The sequence below is a fragment of the Floridaenema aerugineum BLCC-F46 genome, from assembly GCF_041929345.1.
GTDB lineage: Bacteria > Cyanobacteriota > Cyanobacteriia > Cyanobacteriales > Aerosakkonemataceae > Floridanema > Floridanema aerugineum.
In genome coordinates this window covers 43,365-60,629 of sequence record NZ_JBHFNQ010000201.1, presented here as the reverse complement: position 1 = coordinate 60,629, position 17,265 = coordinate 43,365, and the positions used below count along the sequence as shown (strand labels likewise).

Below are 17,265 nucleotides of genomic sequence, written 5' to 3'. Positions count from 1 at the left end.
TGGCACTTATAACTTACTAGTAACTAGTGCAACTCCGGGTAAAGTTGGACGATTTAGCCTAACTTATCAACAAGTAAAACCAAACGGCACAAATACTTCTGTTTGTCCCGCTTAATTAAGTCGATTAATCACTTGTAAAAAACCTGGTTTGTTGTGATGACTTTAGTCATTTTATTTAGAAATAATACGACTCAGATCTTGCACTCAGCTAGGCAGAGCCTGGGTTTTTCGTTCCATTTGTTGAACCAGGGAACGAGATCGCAGGAGGTTCTACCTCCCCTGTTGCAAGATCTCAGACGACTTTAGTCGTTACTACAAACCTAATTACTAAACTAAAAATCTCCGAAACTAGATTAAGCCGGAGATGGGTGAAAATTATGCTGAAAATTTGGGAAATCATCGATCGGACAACATTTATTGTAGAGTTTATGAACCGATCGCACGCCGTTTACCCAACTTGCTAGCAAAAACAGATGCGCCAATAGCTGCTAAACCTAAAACTGCTGAAGGTTCTGGTATAGATGCGCCCGGAAGACTAGATTTATCGATGGAGAACGCTATTGTTTCACTACCAGCAAACTTACTTAAATTAAAGCCAGCCGCAGTTAATTGAGTGTTATTAAGAAAGTTAATTCCGCTTAAGAAAGTTCCCGAAGCGATCTCGTTCAAACTTCTAGTTCTGTCAAAATAATTAGTATCACGAGCTAAATCACCCAGACTGGCATTGGAACCCATGCTGCTGTTATAAGCGTTGATGCTAGCGTAGCCTGAATTTTCTGCTGTAACGCTTTTGGCAGTAACACCACTGTATAACCCAACTTGGGAAACTCCAGAATCATTAGTACCAGCAAAACGAACCCCAAACAGCTGACCCTGATTCATCGCATCCATAAAGTTTAGCCCGGAAAAATTGAAGAACATATCGCCCCATCCAATATTTCGGTCAGCAGCGCCGCTGTAGGCAGTTCCAACTAATGGCATATTGGCTCTTAGTGCCACCATAATGCTAGACTCAGTTTCCTTAATCCCCATACCATAGATTTCGTATGCCGAGCCACCAGAACCATCATTACTTGAATCGGTAGCATAATACCAACCATTCTGGGCTGGACTGCTGCCAACCACAAGACCAATACCATCATTGATACATTCCATAAATGTATTAATTGTGGTTCCGTTCCTTAAAACTCCGGCGTTTGCTGCTTGTCCGGTAACAGAAATAATACCAACAGTGGCAACGAGGGTTTTAACTAAGGTTGAGGCAACGCGAGTGTTCATTTGTTTATCCTGCTTTTATTTCTTTAACTTATGTCTATAAATATAGTTTGCCCATTGTGAAGTTACAAAGATACAAAAACAGTTTTTTTAGCAAAGATATAACAAACTTTTTCAGCCACAATAGGAACTTATTTGAGTGTATACTACTAGGAAAAAATTGGAGCTTTAGCAGAATTTTGACTATTTAGTAAAAATTAAAAACTAAACTTCAGTGTATTTTCTGAAATTATGTTATCCGTCGCCTTTGGATTCTATTTGAGTATTATCCAGACAAACTCTTACAACGGCTTGAGTTTCAGAAGAATGAAAAGTTAGGGAAAACAGAAAATAAAAGAGAGCGATCCTCAGTATAATTACCATGTGAATTTTACTGGTGAGGGGAGCAGGGGAAATGGGGGGATGGGGGGATGGGGAGATGAGGAATGGGGAAGTTTAACTCAAAACTCTGTGTTGGCGGGTTTAGTAAACAACCTTTGTCACACACAGACAATCTCTGGGCAAAACCCGCCCCTACAAACTCAAAACTCAAAACTCTCCCCACCTCCCCACCTCCTCACTCCCGCACCTCTTCCCAGTCCTCTATTACCAATCACATCATATTTATGGGGTCAACATCGATCGTCAAACTAACTGATTTTGGGCATAACTCGCGCAAGTCGTTAAAATTAGGCAAATCTACAATTCTATTTGCTGGTAATTTCAGGAGAATTTGCCAATAAAATCGATTAGCTATTCGCATAATACTAGCGGGTGCAGGCCCCAAAATTTCATAGCTATTATTATTTCCTGGGGGACGCAACCAACCTGCTAACATTTGGGCTGCTTCTTGAACTTCTACGGAATTCATACTGTTTAATTGAATGAGAATTAACCGCCCATAAGGAGGGTAATTTAATTCTGCTCTTTGGGGTAATTCTGTTTGGATAAAGGACTGAAAATTATGGGTTTTAACTGCTTGAATTACCGAATGTTCGGGGTTGTAAGTTTGCAGAATTACTTGACCGGGATCGTCGCCTCTTCCGGCGCGACCTGCTACTTGGGTTAAGGTTTGAAATGTTCTTTCTGTAGCTCGATAATCGGATAAATGCAATAAACCATCAGCGGCGACTATTCCCACTAAAGTAACTTGGGAAATATCTAAACCTTTGGTGAGCATTTGAGTTCCCACTAATAAGTCAGCTTCGCCATTGGCAAATTGTGTTAATAAAGTTCGATGCGATCCCTTAGTGCGAGTGGTGTCACTGTCAAAACGAATAATTCGCAATTCAGGATATAACTTTCTTAATTCTTCTGCTACTTTTTGTGTTCCGCTACCAAAGAATTTTAAATAGGGAGAACTGCATTCTGGGCAATTTTCGGGATGAGAACGGATGAAATTGCAGTAATGACAGCGGAGAATTTCTGGGGCTCTTTCTTCTATGTGATGATAGGACAAAGACACATCGCAATTAGGACATTCAATGACATATCCACAACTGCGACAAGAGACAAAGGTGCTGTGTCCTCGACGATGAATGAATAAGATTCCCTGTTTACGTTGCTCTTGTAATTGTTCTAAAGCTTCTTGGAGCGATCGACTAAAAATAGACTTATTCCCCTGGCGCAACTCTTGACGCATATCCACAACTTCCACAGGTGGTAAGGGTCGAGATTGGATGCGTTCGGAAAGGGAAAGGTAGTATTTGGGGGACTGGGGTAGGGGCGATTCATGAATCGCCCCTACGACTGGGGACTGGGAAGAAGTGGGGGGGTAGGGGTTAGGGGTTAGGGAAAAACTCCCCTGCCCCTGTGCCCCTGTGCCTCTGTGCCCTTCTGCTGCTCTGACTTCAATCCAAGTTTCCAACGAGGGAGTTGCGGAACCTAAGATTATGGGACAGTTGATTAGTTCTGCACGCCATAAGGCGACGTTGCGGGCGTGATAGGTGGGTGTTCTGGAGGTTTGTTTGAAGCTGCTGTCGTGTTCTTCGTCGAGGACGATTAAACTCAGTTTGGGTAGGGGGGCGAAGACTGCGGAACGAGTACCGATGACTACTTGAGGTTCGCCTGCTAACATTTGTCGCCAGGTGTCGTAACGTTCGCCTTCGGAAAGGGCGCTGTGATAAACGCAGACTTTGCTTCCGAAACGGGCGCGAAATCGATCGGTTAGTTGTGGGGTTAATCCGATTTCTGGAACTAAAACTAAGGCGGATTTTCCTTGTTCTAAAATTGGGGCGATCGCTTGCAAGTATACCTCTGTTTTCCCGGAACCTGTCACGCCATGTAATAAGACTTGGGCGAATCCTTGTAAGTTGTTAATTGTCTCTAAAGCTGTTGCTTGTTCAACGGTTAAAACTTTTGCTCTGTCGGGTGCTTGTTCTGGTTCAGAGAGCGATCGCAAAATTTCCCGATTCTGAATTGTAATATAGCCCTTTTGTTCCAATGCTTTCAGGGTTGTGGCGCTGGCTTTAGAAAGCTGCAATAATTCATTGAGCCACAATTCTCCACCCTGACGCTGCAATATGCTCAATATTTCTACTTGACGGGGTGTGAGATCGATTTGGTCAATCTCTGCTATTAGGGTAACAGCTTGTTTTTGTTTTGGTTGGGCGTGTCTGGGTGTTTCTAAATAGCTTTCTACCCAACCTCGTTTGAGTAATTCTCGCAGTCCTTGTTTTCCGCCTCTGACTTTGGACTGAAGATACTGCCAAGTATAATCTCCGGTTTTGGCATTTTGCAATAGCTCGAGAATTTGTCGCGCCGATAAGTTGAGGAAGCTTGTCGCGCCTGGGGGAATAGCTTCGGGTTTCAGGCGGATGCGTCTTTGCGATCGCGTCAGCAATCCCGGTGGTAGGGCTGTCCGCACTACTTGCATTAAAGGTGTGTAATAATACGTAGATACCTTTTTCAGTAATTCCCAGTAGTTAGTCGGAAAAAACCCGGAGGTTACGACTTCCTCAACATCCCGTATTTTCTCGATTGCTATATTGGCTGGTGGGTGTTCGAGTAACCGAATGGCGATCGCTCCCAAAACCTGCGCCCCGAATGGCACGCTCAAAATATCCCCAGGTTTTACTTCTAAATCTCCCGGCAACCTGTAAGTGTACAACTTTTGATTTTGTGACTCTTCCTGCGTTGCTGGAGAATCTACCAATACCTCTACCCATCTATTTCTCGGCATGGTAGTTTCATAAGTTGCTTTTGGCTCGGCTAATGTCGGGGAAAACTGCCAACGGGAACTAGACATACTGTGAAACACCGAATACTTGGTTTGGGGGGGCGATCGATACTTATCCAGTTTATTCTACCGAGCTAAGGGCTGATTTTAATGGCTAAAAACCACGACTTACACAGCAAGAGTTAAAACTCAGATCTTGCACTTTGAGGCAGAGCCTCTGTTTTTCGTTACCAGGTTCAACCTGGTAACGAGTATCTGGGAGGTTCCACCTCCTTTGAGTGCAAAATTTGCGGAAAAATCCGGTTGGGAGCGTTAATCTAGCTCATCTAAACCTACGATTTCGCACATAAACCGGGTTTTTTGCCTAAGTCCTAAAAATTTATTTTCAGCCCGAATAAACGGCAATTTCACCATCAATTTAGCTCATCCATATAATTTACTGATTTTGGCTTTTTGTCTAACTTATCTACCTTGTGACAGTTTTTTTCAATAGAGAACAAACTCTCTCTACAATTTCTTAACCATAGTAAATCCAAGAAGAGAAAATACTTTCTTACTTTGGCAAGACCGGAATTTTACACCCATTGATAGAGAGCAAAGCTCCATGTTACATGAGATGCTGTAATCGAAATCGAAAACTTTTACAAAGTTTTGTTGAGCAGTTCAGCAATATGGTTACAGAGAAACAATTGTCACAAGCGTAACAAAGGTTTACCTCCATCAAAGGGTTTTACGTTGTTATTTTGTAGCTGGGAAAACAATGAAAAAAAACACTTGCGGTAGTCTAATAAAGTGTTCCTCAATTTGCACCATGTTTCCCAAGCTAAAAGTACAAAACCGGGCAAGATTGAGTTGACCGGACTAGAATGGTCGAAAAGACAAAATCTTAAATTTTTCTAAAGAAATCCAAGCAGTTTCGTTCATCATCAGGGGGCAATTTGTGTAGATATATGAGTGGAATGTATTAAAGGAAACGCTGGTTCTAAGACTGTGAGTTTAACATAATTACAAAAAGAGCTTGCTTATGAATATCACCCAGTTAGATTTGTCGGAAACCCAACCATTAACAGTCAGTAGTAATGTGGATATTGATGTAGAAACTGATATCAATATCGAACCTTCAGATGTTGATTTGGTTAATAGTGAAGTTGAACTTTCTACCGGAGAGGGAACAAGTGAAGTTGAGGAAATAGAATCTTATCCGACATCGGGTTATCATAAGATGAACTCGGATGACTCGGTAGGGGCTTTCTTTAAGGAAATGGCGCGGTATCCTCTACTGAAACCAAAAGAGGAAGTGGATTTAGCAAAGCGGGTGCAATTCTTAGTAACAGTAGAAGAAACACAAAGAAGTTTACATCAAGAATTAGGTAAGCATCCAACGGTATCAGAGATTGCAGGGAAACTGGGATTAACAGAACGTCAGTTAGAGCAGCGTTTGTATCAGGGAAAAGTGGCGAAACGGAAAATGATTCGCTCGAATCTGCGATTAGTAGTGTCGATCGCCAAACGCTATTTAAATCGAGGAGTGCAATTCTTAGATTTAATCCAAGAAGGTGCTATGGGGTTAAACAGAGCTACAGAAAAGTTCGATCCCGATAAAGGTTATAAGTTTTCTACGTATGCTTACTGGTGGATTCGCCAAGCGATTACCAGAGCGATCGCCAATGATGCAAGAACTGTTCGTCTACCAATTCATATTGTCGAAAAACTCAATAAACTGAAAAAAATCCAACGGGAACTTAAGCAACAATTGCGAAGAAATCCCACAGAAGCAGAAGTAGCTAAAGCTTTAGAAATTTCCCTGGAACATCTGCATCAGTTACAACAGTTGCGGAGGCGATCGCTTTCTTTAAACCACAGAGTTGGGAGAGAAGAAGATACAGAATTAGTGGATTTGTTAGAAGATAGCGATACCCAATCTCCTGAAGAACAAATGAATGATACTATGTTACGTCAGGAAATTTGGTCAGTGTTGGGTGATGTCCTCACTCCAAGAGAAAAAGATGTCATTTCCCTGCGTTATGGTTTAACAACCAGCGAACCTTGCACTTTAGAAGAAGTGGGTAACTTATACAATTTATCCCGCGAAAGAGTGCGCCAAATTCAAAGTAAAGCGATGCGAAAATTACGCCGTCCTCAAATCGCTCAACGTCTGAAAAGTTGGTTGAAATAATATCCAGATCCCCGACTTCTTGAAGAAGTCGGGGATCTTCTAGATTCAGCTGACTATTCTCTGCTAAAATATTTGGTGCTTGGTAATAGTTTTGGTTAACCAATGACTATTCACATAAGACTAATGATATAAAACCAACCACCAATGACAAATTTGATTTTGCGATCGACAACTCCCGAAGATGTACCAACTTTATTTCAATTAATTAAAGGTTTGGCGGAATACGAAAAGTTATCTCATGCAGTGACGGGGAATATTGCTTCTTTGGAATCTCACTTGTTTGGCGAGCGCATTTACGCCGAAGCAATATTAGCTGAACTAGATGGCAAAGCAGTAGGATTTGCTTTATTTTTTCCTAACTATTCTACCTTTTTGACTAAACCCGGAATATATTTAGAAGATATATTTGTGTTACCAGAATACCGTCACCAAGGTATTGGCAAAGCATTACTAATTTATGTAGCTAAATTAGCAGTAGAACGGGATTGCGGTCGCTTAGAATGGAGCGTATTAGATTGGAATGAACCTGCGATCGGCTTTTATCAACGTATGGGTGCAGATGTGTTACCAGACTGGCGAATTTGTCGCGTCACAGGTGAGAATCTTTCTAAATTAGCAGCTACCTAGATCCCCCCTAACCCCCCTTAATAAGGGGGGAACAAGACTGGATTTTAAGTCCCCCTTAACAAGGGGGGAACAAGACTGGGTTTTAAGTCCCCCTGATTAAGGGGGGAACAAGACTGGGTTTTAAGTCCCCCTTAATCAGGGGGATAATGGGGGATCTCCGATTTGTTGCATTCTTTTTTCTATTTGATATAATAAATTCAGTCTCAGAGTTTTTACTTAAGTAAATGTAAAAATTCCGGATCGGAAGTAGAAACTTTGGTAGTAAAGATCAACTACTTGATTGAGGAAGCCAAAGCAGCTTCTAATTTAGTCATGAAATTCAAGCATCTCTCCGTTTTGATATTTTTCTTAGCTGCGGGAACTGCATCATATTTCTATATTTCCTTTTTAAACACTCAAAAACGAGTAGAAAAATTGCTGGAAACTAGAGAATGTCCCGGATGTGACTTGAGAAATGCTAATTTACAGGGAGCCGACTTAAGCGGCGTAAACTTGGAAGGTGCTAACCTAGAAGGTGCTAACTTAGAAGGCGCAAAACTGGGAAATGCTAACTTAAAAAGAGCCAACTTCACCAAAGCTAATTTAGAACGTGCTGATTTAGGTTGTGTGGGGATTAGTTTAAGGTTAAGAGCTAACAATGATGGAGGTTCTTTAGGTTTTAAATTAGGAACTACGCCCACAAATGACGATCCGCGCAATGCTAATTTAGGCTTAAATGTTAAAGCAAGCGATCGCACAGCCGCCATCAGTTTAAACGTGCTGGGATGCGCTAATGTAGAAGGGGCTAACTTTCAAGAAGCGAAAATGCCTGATGGCAAACTTCACCCTTAAATCAAACAAAAAAATAGGTTCTTTCGTTAGAGGGTTGGGAAAAATAGAATTAAGAGATTTGATTAACTAAATAGTTAATTTATTGTTATGTTATCCAAAGCTAAGTTTCCCCTGCTGATTGTACTATTTTTGCTGTTTGTCCTGCTGGGCGATCGCATTCCCTTCCCACCCGTCAGCAATGCCAGCTTACAAACTCGAACCACAATCAACAACTTTATGCTGGGTTTGTTTCCCAAAAAACAACCAAGAAACCCTTACGAACGCACCGAAAAAGCCATTGAAAAACAGGAGCAAGGAGGACAGTGATTGGGGACTGGGGACTGGGGACTGGGAAAGTTTTGAGTTTTGAGTTTTGAGTTTTGAGTTAGGGAGAGTTGAAAGAGTTTTGAGTTTTGAGTTTTGAGTTAGGAAGAGTTGGGGAGTTTTAAGTTTTAAATTCTTCCCTGCTCCCTCTAGCGAACCTGCCCCTCTGCCCCTCTGCCCCTCTGCCCCTCTGCCCCCCTGCCCCTCTGCCCCCCTGCTCCCTCTAGCGAACCTGCTGGAAAATTAGTCCTTCTTCAGCCAGCTAAACATGGCGCGTAAGTCTTTGCCAACTTCCTCAATGTGGTGTTCAGCTTCCCGACGGCGCATAGCGGTAAAACCAGGTTTACCAGCTTGATTTTCCAACACAAATTCTCTAGCAAACTGTCCAGATTGAATTTCTTGGAGAATTTTCCGCATTTCGGCGCGAGTTTCGTCGGTGACGATGCGGGGACCACGAGTTAAGTCGCCATATTCAGCGGTGTTAGAAATGCTATCGCGCATTTTTGCTAAACCGCCTTCTACGATTAAGTCAACAATTAATTTGACTTCGTGCAAGCATTCAAAGTAAGCGAGTTCTGGTTGATATCCAGCAGCGACTAAGGTTTCAAAACCTGATTTAATTAAGGCACTCAAACCGCCACAGAGGACAACTTGTTCGCCAAATAAGTCGGTTTCGGTTTCTTCACGGAAGGTAGTTTCCAAAATTCCGGCGCGAGTACCACCGATGCCTTTAGCATAAGCCATTGCGCGATCGCGTGCCTGACCGCTAGCATTTTGATAAACTGCAAACAAACAAGGTACACCTTCTCCCTGTTCGTAAGTCCGTCTTACCAAATGTCCTGGGCCTTTAGGTGCTACCATCACCACATCTACATTCGCAGGTGGTACAACTTGAGCAAAGTGGATGTTGAAACCGTGAGCGAAAAACAGGACTTTTCCTTCTGTCAAATGTGGCTCAATTTCGTTTTTATAGACACTTTTTTGTACCTCATCTGGCAGTAGGATCATAATCCAGTCGGCTTTTTGAGCAGCTTCAGCTACGTCGTAAACTTCCAATCCCGCTTCTTTGGCTTTAGTTGCCGACTTGCTACCAGGATACAATCCCACAATTACGTTAACGCCACTATCCTTAAGATTTAAAGCGTGAGCGTGACCTTGAGAACCATAACCGATAATCGCTACCGTTTTATTTGCCAATAAATCTAAATTGGCATCAGAATCATAGTACATCCGAGCCATAAGGGTAACTCCTGATTTTAAACTGACTAATGATGTGCAAACTTTTTATCATACCATAGTCAAATCTTTGACACTCCCCAGCCCAAAGGCGTGGGGATTCTTGGGCTGAATCTTGCCTCCACTAGCAACGCTAATTTTGGTCTTACAGTTTCATGTCTAGTCCGACTACACTTTTTACAGCAAGCACTCTTATGGACTGCTCCCCAAGCGTGGATTCGGGTATGCCCTACCCTATTTGATTTCTTTTTCGTCCTTACCGTGTAGACTTAGTTTTGCACCATTGACGGCGAGGAATTTTGAGATCACGGAGTAGGACGTTTTACCTGTTTCCTCACGTTCTCACGGTTAGCAACCTGCCAATATTTTAATACAAAGCCGTGCTGGAAGTACGGGGTTTTAAACCCAAGTTTTCGATAAAACCGAGTTTGCCTTTACAGAAAAAGCTTTGATTAATTTAAGGATTGGGTAGTTACAGAACCAAGGTTAGCTTCAAGAAAGTTCAACATTAAATAAATTTGCTTACTTATGTTAAGGAAAGTTGGCTTTTTTAATTTCTGTTTAAGATTGAGCTTGGTTGTAATATTCACAACATATATTAGTGAAGGAAGTATGGTAATCTCGTTAGCGAGCGGGATACCATCACTACTTGTAAAATCTATGAAACTAGTAAACTTATAAGAATTTACCCAGCTATTTACAAATTAAAAATTCAAGGCTTGGGAAGTTTAAGTAAGAATAGTTTACCCTTAAATTGTTTAACGAGAAAACTACGATGAGTGTTCTGGAATTAACAAGTCATACTAACATCAAGAAACTATATGAATATGCCACTACGTATTTTACTGATTCAAAACTCGGTAGAGGATGCTACCTGGTTAGCAAATGAACTAAAACGTGGTGGTTACACGCTATTTTACCAAATTGTAGAAACACCTAAAGCCATGAACGCAGCTTTAGAAAAACCAGAGTGGGATATAGTAATTGCTGATTATTCGATACCCAAATTTAATGCGTTGGTTGTCTTGCAGCTAATTAAAATGAAAGGGTTAGATTTACCCGTTATTGTCTTGTTAAAAGAGCGCAATGAAGACATGATAGTAACTGTAATCAAAGCGGGGGCAAATGATTGTTTAATCGCAGATAATTTAGCAAGGTTAGTGCCGATCGTAACTCGTGAACTCCAAGCAAAAAATCGGAAATTACCTGCTAAAAATGGAAAACAAAACTTAGGAATTCATGGTTCAGAGATGACAGAATATAAAGAAGTCAGTTATGAACGCTTAGAACAGTTAGTTAAACAGCGCACGGAAGAATTAGAAAGAGCCAAGTTAGAAGCAGAAGCAGCTAATCGTGCTAAAAGTGAATTTTTGGCTAACATGAGTCATGAATTACGCACTCCATTAAACTCTATTTTGGGTTTATCCCAAATGCTCCAGCAAGAATTTTATGGAAAACTGAACCCCAAACAAAATGAGTATATGAACTGTATTTATACCAGTGGGGAACATTTACTTTCATTAATTAACGATATCCTCGACTTAGCTAAAATTGAAGCGGGTAAAGAAGAATTAATGCTCGAAAGTGTGGAAATTAGAGAATTATGCTATTACTGCTTATCTATTGTCCAAGAAAGAGCTAAAAGTCAAGGCTTGAGATTAAAAAGTGTAATCGATCCCCAAGTCAGTCATTTTATTGCCGATCAACGTCGCCTTTGCCAAATGTTACTAAATTTGCTTTCCAATGCGATCAAATTTACTCCAAAAGGACAAGTAACCTTAATCGTCAAAAAAGAACCAAAAGGAACTTCCTTTACAGTCGCTGACACAGGAATTGGCATTGCTTCCGAAGATATGTCGCAGCTGTTTCAACCTTTCTCTCAACTAGATAGTAAACTGAATCGTCAATATCAGGGAACTGGTTTAGGCTTGGTTTTAACTCGTCGTTTTGCTCAACTACATGGCGGAGATTTAACTGTAGAATCTCAGCTAGGAGTGGGGAGCAAATTTACTATTTATCTTCCAGATTTATGCTTAAGAAATTTCTCATATAATTCCTACCAATACCAAGAAAGAGAAGAAATTTCTGCTAATGACAAGGAACAAGTTTTAATGATAGAGGAAGAGCTACCGCAAAAGCGACCAATTTTACTGGTAGAAGATGAAGATAAAAGTGCGATTATTTTGCAGAATTACTTAAATGTTTTGAACTACCCAGTAGAGTATTTATCAAGCAGCGTCGGTTTTTTGGAGCAGGTGCGGCTCATTAAGCCGGGATTAATCATATTAGATGTTAATTTAGCGGATGAGCAGTCGGGTTTAGAGTTATTAAAAAGGCTGCGATCGCAAAAAGATTTAGCTGATATACCAGTAATAATGCTCACCTCAAAACCCGTAAAAGGTGAACGCGAATGTTGTTTAGGCGCTAAAGCCAATGAATACCTAATTAAACCCCTGGGAGTCGCTAAAATTGAATCGCTCCTCTCCCAATACTATAACCGTGTGGAATATTCATGGCTGTTATCTATTCCCCATCGCTAAAAGCAATATTTTTCTCCAATTAGGTTAAGTATCTCGGCGATATCCATCGGGAAAAATAGTAGTGCGATCGGACTTTGCCTTAGATAAATCTACCTTTTTGGCACGATAAAAATTAGTCCCAGTAAGTTGCGCTTCTTCTAATTTAGCTTCTTCTAAATTAGCGCCAGTTAAATCAGCATATCTTAAATCCGCACAACTGAGATCGGCATTATACAAATCTGCACCTTGTAAATTAGCACCTGACAAATCCGCACCTTGTAAATTAGCGTAACGTAAACTGGCTCTAGAAAGATTAGCATTCTGTAAATTAGCCGCAGATAAATCAGCTTGATTGAGTTTAGCATCACTTAATTGTGCTGCTTCCATTTGTGCTTGGCAAAGATTAGCTTGGCTTAGGTTAGCGTAAGGTAAATAAACTTCTTGAAGATTGCTTTGATTAAAATTAACTTCCGATAAATTTGCTTCAAACAAATTAACTTTAATTAAATTAATTTGTGCAAAATCCCTTTTCCCGCTAGCATATTGAGCTAGTAATTCCTCTGCGCTTAAATGCTGCATTTTGGTTTTAATGCTGTCACTACACCACTAAGTTGATGAATTTCTAAAACAGTTGAGTATTTATGCTTAATTAAATTTTAAATTTAAGCTATTGTAAAGAAATTTATAGATTTCCTAATATTTTTTTTAGATTTGGATGGGTTGCTCCAGAAGAACTCAGATCTTGCACTCCTGAGCTCCCGCCTCCATTTTTCATTCCATTTGTTCAACCAGGGAACGAGGACACAGGAGGTTCTACCTCCAGGAGTGCAAGATGTGAGAGAAAGCAAAATGATTTGACATCCGAACGCTAACATTATGGTTGACATTTTACCTATTTAATGCTTATAGCCTTTGTATCTTTAGAGATAACACTTTTCACCGTCTTAGTGCCAAAATCAAAAGCGAAGCCGAAGAGAAAGAAAACTGGTATGACCACAGGAAAAATTTCGATCGCTCAGCACTACCACGAGCGAACCAAATATGACCCTAAAACCATAGCAACCAAGAGTCAGGGGTTAGATTGGTCACGCCAGCCTACACCTTTCAAAGAATACAGACTGGGCATCTCTTTTGACCTGAAGCCCTATCTTACAGAAAAATCAGAAACAATTACCAACTTTGCAGAAGATATTTGGTGGAGAAGGTTATCGCGCTTGCTATTTTGCAGTTATGGCTTAACCGCGAAAATGTTGACAATGACAGGAGAGCCAGTATATTTAAGGGCGGCTCCTTCGGCGGGTGGTTTGTATCCAGCGGAAGTTTATTTAATATCGCGGGGGACACCATTGTTACCCGCAGGATTGTATAATTATCAGCCAAAAACCCATTCATTAATTCAATTTTGGTCAAACCAAGTTTGGACCAAATTGCAAGCAGCTTGCTTTTGGCATCCAGCATTAAATAATACGCAATTAGCGATCGTCACCACAGCAATATTTTATCGTTCAGCTTGGCGTTACCAAGACCGAGCTTACCGGAGAATTTATTTAGACACGGGACATTTATTAGGCAATATTGAATTAGCTGGCGCACTGACTGATTATCGTCCACATTTAATTGGTGGATTTAACGATCGCGCAGTCAACGAACTACTTTACATTGATTCCGAACCAGAAGGAACAACTACCGTAATTCCTTTAGCAGACTTACTAGATCCCCAACAAAACCTACCCCTAGCAGCAACAGCATTACCCTCTCGAATTGATACAAACTATCCCCAAATCCCCGATGGCGAATTAATCAGATACTTCCATGAAGCGACAGAAATTTCTGCCGAACCGGAAAAAAGAGAAGTTATTAATCAGCCATCTTTAGAAGATAAATATAATTTTCCTTTTTGCTTAAAAGTGAGTACCGTTACTGAACCAATAGACTGGGGAGAAAATCAAGAATTACTAGAAAATACAATGTTACGGCGACGTTCTACCCGTGCTTATAACGGTGCTAACTTAACATTAAATGAACTGAAAGCTTTATTGGATTTCACTTATCAACCCCAAAATTACATCAACCAAGATTTTGACATAACACCCGATTATTTTGACTTAAGTTTAATTCAAACCTTTATTGCTGTATCTGGTGTAGATGGGTTAGAAGAAGGCTGTTATTATTACGCTCCCAAAGCTCAAGAATTGCGGCAAATTCGCTTTAAAAACTTCCGGCGCGACTTGTATTACCTGTGTTTACAACAGGAATTAGGAAGAGATGCCGCAGCAGTAGTCTTCCACACGGCTGATTTAAAAACCGCAGTGGCAAAATATGGCGATCGTGTCTACCGCTACCTACACATAGATGCCGGACATTTAGGGCAGAAACTCAACCTCGCCGCAATTCGCCTCAATTTAGGTGTCAGTGGCATCGGCGGCTTCTTCGACGATCAAGTAAACGAAGTCCTGGGTATTCCCACTGATGAAGCAGTCTTGTATATCACTACTTTAGGTCGTCCCAGATAAGGGGGATGGGGAGATGGGGAGATGCGGGGATGGGGAGATGGGAGAGTTTTGAGTGGTAGGGGCAATTCATGAATTGCCCGTACTGAGTTTTGAGTTGAATTTCTCACTTAAAACTCATAACTCATAACTCATAACTCATAACTCATAACTTTTCTCTCCCCACCTCCCCATCTCCCCACCTCCTTTATCTGGTTAGTTACAAGCCCCATCCCCTTGTGGGTGGGGCGGTTGACCTAACTATTAGCTGTCTGTCAACCGGAAATTTGCGTAGATTAGTTGAAGTGTGATAATAGAAGCACAAGGAGTGGTTGATTTTATCTTATAAGAAGTAATGTTACGCTAGATACACAACACTCTTACGTTTTACGTGCCTGAACTAAACAATTTAGGTAACAATCTATGGCTACAGTTCTAGTTGTGGAAGACAATAAAGCTCAAAGGGAAATGATCTCTGAGTTGCTCATCAAAATGGGGCTAAAAGTTAGTGTGGCTAGTGATGGTGTCGAAGCGCTGGAACAAATTGACGGAAATCCTCCCGATCTAGTAGTTTTAGACATCATAATGCCGCGAATGAATGGTTATGAGGTTTGCCGTCGTCTCAAAAGTAATACGAAAACACAGAATTTAGTCGTGGTGATGTGTTCGGCGAAGAAGGAGGAGTTCGATCGCTATTGGGGCATGAAAAACGGTGCAGATGCCTACATCGCTAAACCTTTCCATCCGCAAGAATTGGTAGGAACGGTGAAACAATTGTTACGGGCTTAATTTAGAAGTTGGTGACTATTTACCAATACAAAAGCGGCTGAAAATGCGATCGAGCACTGATTCTGTTACTTCCTCGCCAGTGATTTCTCCTAATGCTTGAATTGCTCCGCGCAAGTCAATTGTCCAAAAGTCTAAGGGTAATTGTTCAGCAATAGTAGTTAAGACTTGTTCTAAGGAAGTTTTTGCTTTTGTCAGGGCGGCTGCTTGTCTTTGGTTAACTGCTAAATCTAGATCGGCGGCTTGCACTTTACCAGCATTAATTACTGCTAAAATCGCTGTTTCTAATTCTTCAATTCCTTGGTTAAGTGCGGCAGCGGTGTAAACTTGAAATTGAAATTGAGGAATGGCAGCTAAGAGATTTTGCTTTTGATTTTCTGTAATTAAATCGATTTTATTAATTACTAAAATTACTGGACGACTTTTAACTTGTTGGTAAATTTCTGTTTCGGCTTCTGTCCAACCAATTTGAGCATCAATTGTTAGTAAAATTAAATCAGCGGCATCCGCTGCACGGCGCGATCGCTCAACCCCAATTTTCTCCACCAAATCGCTAGTTTCCCTAATCCCCGCAGTATCTAAAACTTGTACAGGAATACCACCGACAACTAACTGAGATTCAACCACATCTCTAGTAGTTCCCGGTAGTTCGGTGACAATGGCGCGATCGCTTCTACTCCAAGCATTCAACAAACTCGATTTTCCCACATTGGGACGACCGACAATGGCAACTTTAATTCCAGTTCGTAACAATTCTCCGCGATCGGCAGTTGCTAAAATTTGTTGCACTTTGGTAGTAACTTCGGTAATTTGTGCTTGAACATTCTCCTCATTTAATGGTGGTAAATCTTCCTCAAAATCGATTCTGGCTTCAATTTCTGCCAAAATATCTAAACAAGTAATTCGTAATTGCCGAATCGGTTCTCTTAACTTTCCTTGTAACCCAGCTAAAGCCGTTTGTGCAGCTTGCGGCGACTTTGCACCAACTAAATCTGCAATACTTTCTGCTTGGGTTAAATCAATTCTGCCATTCAAAAAAGCTCGCAGGGTAAATTCTCCCGGTTGCGCTAATCTCCCACCTTGTTCAATACACAATTGTAATACTTGTTGTACTGCCATAATTCCCCCGTGACAGTGGAATTCGACAACATCTTCTCGCGTGAAAGAACGAGGCGCTTGCATAATTAAAAGTAGCGCTTCATCAATTAATTGTTGTGTTTGCGGATGGCGAATATAACCATAAAGGATACGATGAGTTTCCCATTTTTGCTTACCGGGTGCATGAAAAAGTTGTTGCGCGATCGCGATCGCTTCCGTTCCCGAAACTCGCACTATTCCCACACTACCTTGTTGCGGAACAATCGCGGTGGCAATAGCTGCGATCGTCCCACTCGTTGCTAATGTCTGTGACATCACCTTTGTTTTTTGCCTTTGGCACTATTAGCGATTTCTTCCCTCACCAACATTAAATCGTACAGTTCGCCAAGAGTATAAGTCTTTCCTGTCTGAGGATTTTCCGGTTCTAAAGCTACCCGCAACGTTTCTAAGGTGTCAGCTTGGATTTTGGTCACAAATCCGTTTTCAATGCCATTAGCTGTGCTAGGTGGTAAACCACAAAGAGCTTGTAAGTCTTGCAGACTCCAGCCTTTTGCTTCTCTAGCACTGCGAAGGATCTCCCCCACACGCATCACACCGTCAGAGTTGAATCGATACCTACCTAAAGTTTGCACTTGACTTTTGCTCACAGTTAATCGCCGCAAAATTACATCATCATTGGCAATTGTAATTCACTGTTCCTCTTGGTTTTTTGTCGCATATCGCATATAATATAAAAACCGAGAATTTACCCTACTAGGAATTAGTTCA

13 protein-coding genes are annotated in these 17,265 nt (G+C 41.2%); 7 read left to right on the top strand and 6 right to left on the bottom strand.

Annotation, left to right across the window (positions count from 1 at the left end; genetic code table 11):
* Nucleotides 1-426: 426 nt before the first annotated feature.
* Both ACE1CC_RS26195 and priA read right to left on the bottom strand, forming a co-directional pair.
* Nucleotides 427-1,278 carry an XDD3 family exosortase-dependent surface protein gene (locus ACE1CC_RS26195; RefSeq protein ID WP_413273369.1) on the bottom strand — a complete coding sequence of 284 codons (852 nt, stop codon included), beginning with the start codon at nt 1,276-1,278 and terminating at the stop codon, nt 427-429.
* A gap of 589 nt (nt 1,279-1,867) precedes the next feature.
* Nucleotides 1,868-4,501: a primosomal protein N' gene (gene priA, locus ACE1CC_RS26190; RefSeq protein ID WP_413273368.1), complete on the bottom strand. Its 2,634-nt coding sequence runs from the start codon at nt 4,499-4,501 to the stop codon at nt 1,868-1,870.
* A gap of 955 nt (nt 4,502-5,456) precedes the next feature.
* On the opposite strand from priA, the gene ACE1CC_RS26185 reads away from it, so the two are divergent.
* The 4 genes from ACE1CC_RS26185 (at nt 5,457) to ACE1CC_RS26170 (ending at nt 8,372) form a co-directional block, all read left to right on the top strand.
* Nucleotides 5,457-6,608 carry an RpoD/SigA family RNA polymerase sigma factor gene (locus tag ACE1CC_RS26185; RefSeq protein ID WP_413273367.1) on the top strand — a complete coding sequence of 384 codons (1,152 nt, stop codon included), beginning with the start codon at nt 5,457-5,459 and terminating at the stop codon, nt 6,606-6,608.
* Nucleotides 6,609-6,752: 144 nt separating this feature from the next.
* Nucleotides 6,753-7,235, top strand: coding sequence for a GNAT family N-acetyltransferase (locus tag ACE1CC_RS26180; protein WP_413273366.1), 483 nt, complete (start codon nt 6,753-6,755; stop codon nt 7,233-7,235).
* 255 nt (nt 7,236-7,490) lie between these two features.
* On the top strand, nt 7,491-8,066 hold the full coding sequence (locus ACE1CC_RS26175; RefSeq protein WP_413273365.1) for a pentapeptide repeat-containing protein: 576 nt from the start codon (nt 7,491-7,493) through the stop codon (nt 8,064-8,066).
* 87 nt (nt 8,067-8,153) lie between these two features.
* A complete protein-coding gene (locus ACE1CC_RS26170) occupies nt 8,154-8,372 on the top strand; it encodes a hypothetical protein (RefSeq protein ID WP_413273364.1) in 219 nt (72 codons plus the stop codon).
* A gap of 240 nt (nt 8,373-8,612) precedes the next feature.
* On the opposite strand, the gene ilvC is transcribed toward ACE1CC_RS26170, so the two are convergent.
* The gene (ilvC, locus tag ACE1CC_RS26165) at nt 8,613-9,608 is read right to left on the bottom strand and encodes a ketol-acid reductoisomerase (protein WP_413273363.1); all 996 of its coding nucleotides are present in this window, start codon (nt 9,606-9,608) and stop codon (nt 8,613-8,615) included.
* Nucleotides 9,609-10,426: 818 nt separating this feature from the next.
* Between ilvC and ACE1CC_RS26160 the strand changes: the two genes are divergently transcribed.
* Nucleotides 10,427-12,145, top strand: coding sequence for an ATP-binding protein (locus tag ACE1CC_RS26160; protein ID WP_413273362.1), 1,719 nt, complete (start codon nt 10,427-10,429; stop codon nt 12,143-12,145).
* 24 nt (nt 12,146-12,169) lie between these two features.
* On the opposite strand, the gene ACE1CC_RS26155 is transcribed toward ACE1CC_RS26160, so the two are convergent.
* The gene (locus ACE1CC_RS26155; protein ID WP_413273361.1) at nt 12,170-12,703 is read right to left on the bottom strand and encodes a pentapeptide repeat-containing protein; all 534 of its coding nucleotides are present in this window, start codon (nt 12,701-12,703) and stop codon (nt 12,170-12,172) included.
* Nucleotides 12,704-13,113: 410 nt separating this feature from the next.
* On the opposite strand from ACE1CC_RS26155, the gene ACE1CC_RS26150 reads away from it, so the two are divergent.
* Nucleotides 13,114-14,637, top strand: coding sequence for a SagB/ThcOx family dehydrogenase (locus ACE1CC_RS26150; RefSeq protein WP_413273360.1), 1,524 nt, complete (start codon nt 13,114-13,116; stop codon nt 14,635-14,637).
* A 399-nt stretch (nt 14,638-15,036) separates the two neighbouring features.
* A complete protein-coding gene (locus tag ACE1CC_RS26145) occupies nt 15,037-15,402 on the top strand; it encodes a response regulator transcription factor (RefSeq protein WP_413273359.1) in 366 nt (121 codons plus the stop codon).
* Nucleotides 15,403-15,417: 15 nt separating this feature from the next.
* Here the strand turns inward: ACE1CC_RS26145 and mnmE are convergent, their stop codons facing one another.
* Together mnmE and ACE1CC_RS26135 are read right to left on the bottom strand one after the other, a co-directional pair.
* Nucleotides 15,418-16,812, bottom strand: a complete 1,395-nt coding sequence (mnmE, locus tag ACE1CC_RS26140; protein WP_413273358.1) for a tRNA uridine-5-carboxymethylaminomethyl(34) synthesis GTPase MnmE — start codon at nt 16,810-16,812, stop codon at nt 15,418-15,420.
* Nucleotides 16,812-17,144: a helix-turn-helix domain-containing protein gene (locus ACE1CC_RS26135; protein ID WP_413273357.1), complete on the bottom strand. Its 333-nt coding sequence runs from the start codon at nt 17,142-17,144 to the stop codon at nt 16,812-16,814. The genes mnmE and ACE1CC_RS26135 overlap by 1 nt, the downstream gene beginning before the upstream one ends.
* Nucleotides 17,145-17,265 lie beyond the last annotated feature (121 nt).

Coding starts and splice junctions, on each gene's coding strand:
- ACE1CC_RS26195 (WP_413273369.1), bottom strand. CDS start 1,278: ATGAACACTCGCGTTGCCTCAACCTTAGTTAAAACCCTCGTTGCCACT.
- priA (WP_413273368.1), bottom strand. CDS start 4,501: ATGTCTAGTTCCCGTTGGCAGTTTTCCCCGACATTAGCCGAGCCAAAA.
- ACE1CC_RS26185 (WP_413273367.1), top strand. CDS start 5,457: ATGAATATCACCCAGTTAGATTTGTCGGAAACCCAACCATTAACAGTC.
- ACE1CC_RS26180 (WP_413273366.1), top strand. CDS start 6,753: ATGACAAATTTGATTTTGCGATCGACAACTCCCGAAGATGTACCAACT.
- ACE1CC_RS26170 (WP_413273364.1), top strand. CDS start 8,154: ATGTTATCCAAAGCTAAGTTTCCCCTGCTGATTGTACTATTTTTGCTG.
- ilvC (WP_413273363.1), bottom strand. CDS start 9,608: ATGGCTCGGATGTACTATGATTCTGATGCCAATTTAGATTTATTGGCA.
- ACE1CC_RS26160 (WP_413273362.1), top strand. CDS start 10,427: ATGAATATGCCACTACGTATTTTACTGATTCAAAACTCGGTAGAGGAT.
- ACE1CC_RS26155 (WP_413273361.1), bottom strand. CDS start 12,703: ATGCAGCATTTAAGCGCAGAGGAATTACTAGCTCAATATGCTAGCGGG.
- ACE1CC_RS26150 (WP_413273360.1), top strand. CDS start 13,114: ATGACCACAGGAAAAATTTCGATCGCTCAGCACTACCACGAGCGAACC.
- ACE1CC_RS26145 (WP_413273359.1), top strand. CDS start 15,037: ATGGCTACAGTTCTAGTTGTGGAAGACAATAAAGCTCAAAGGGAAATG.
- mnmE (WP_413273358.1), bottom strand. CDS start 16,812: ATGTCACAGACATTAGCAACGAGTGGGACGATCGCAGCTATTGCCACC.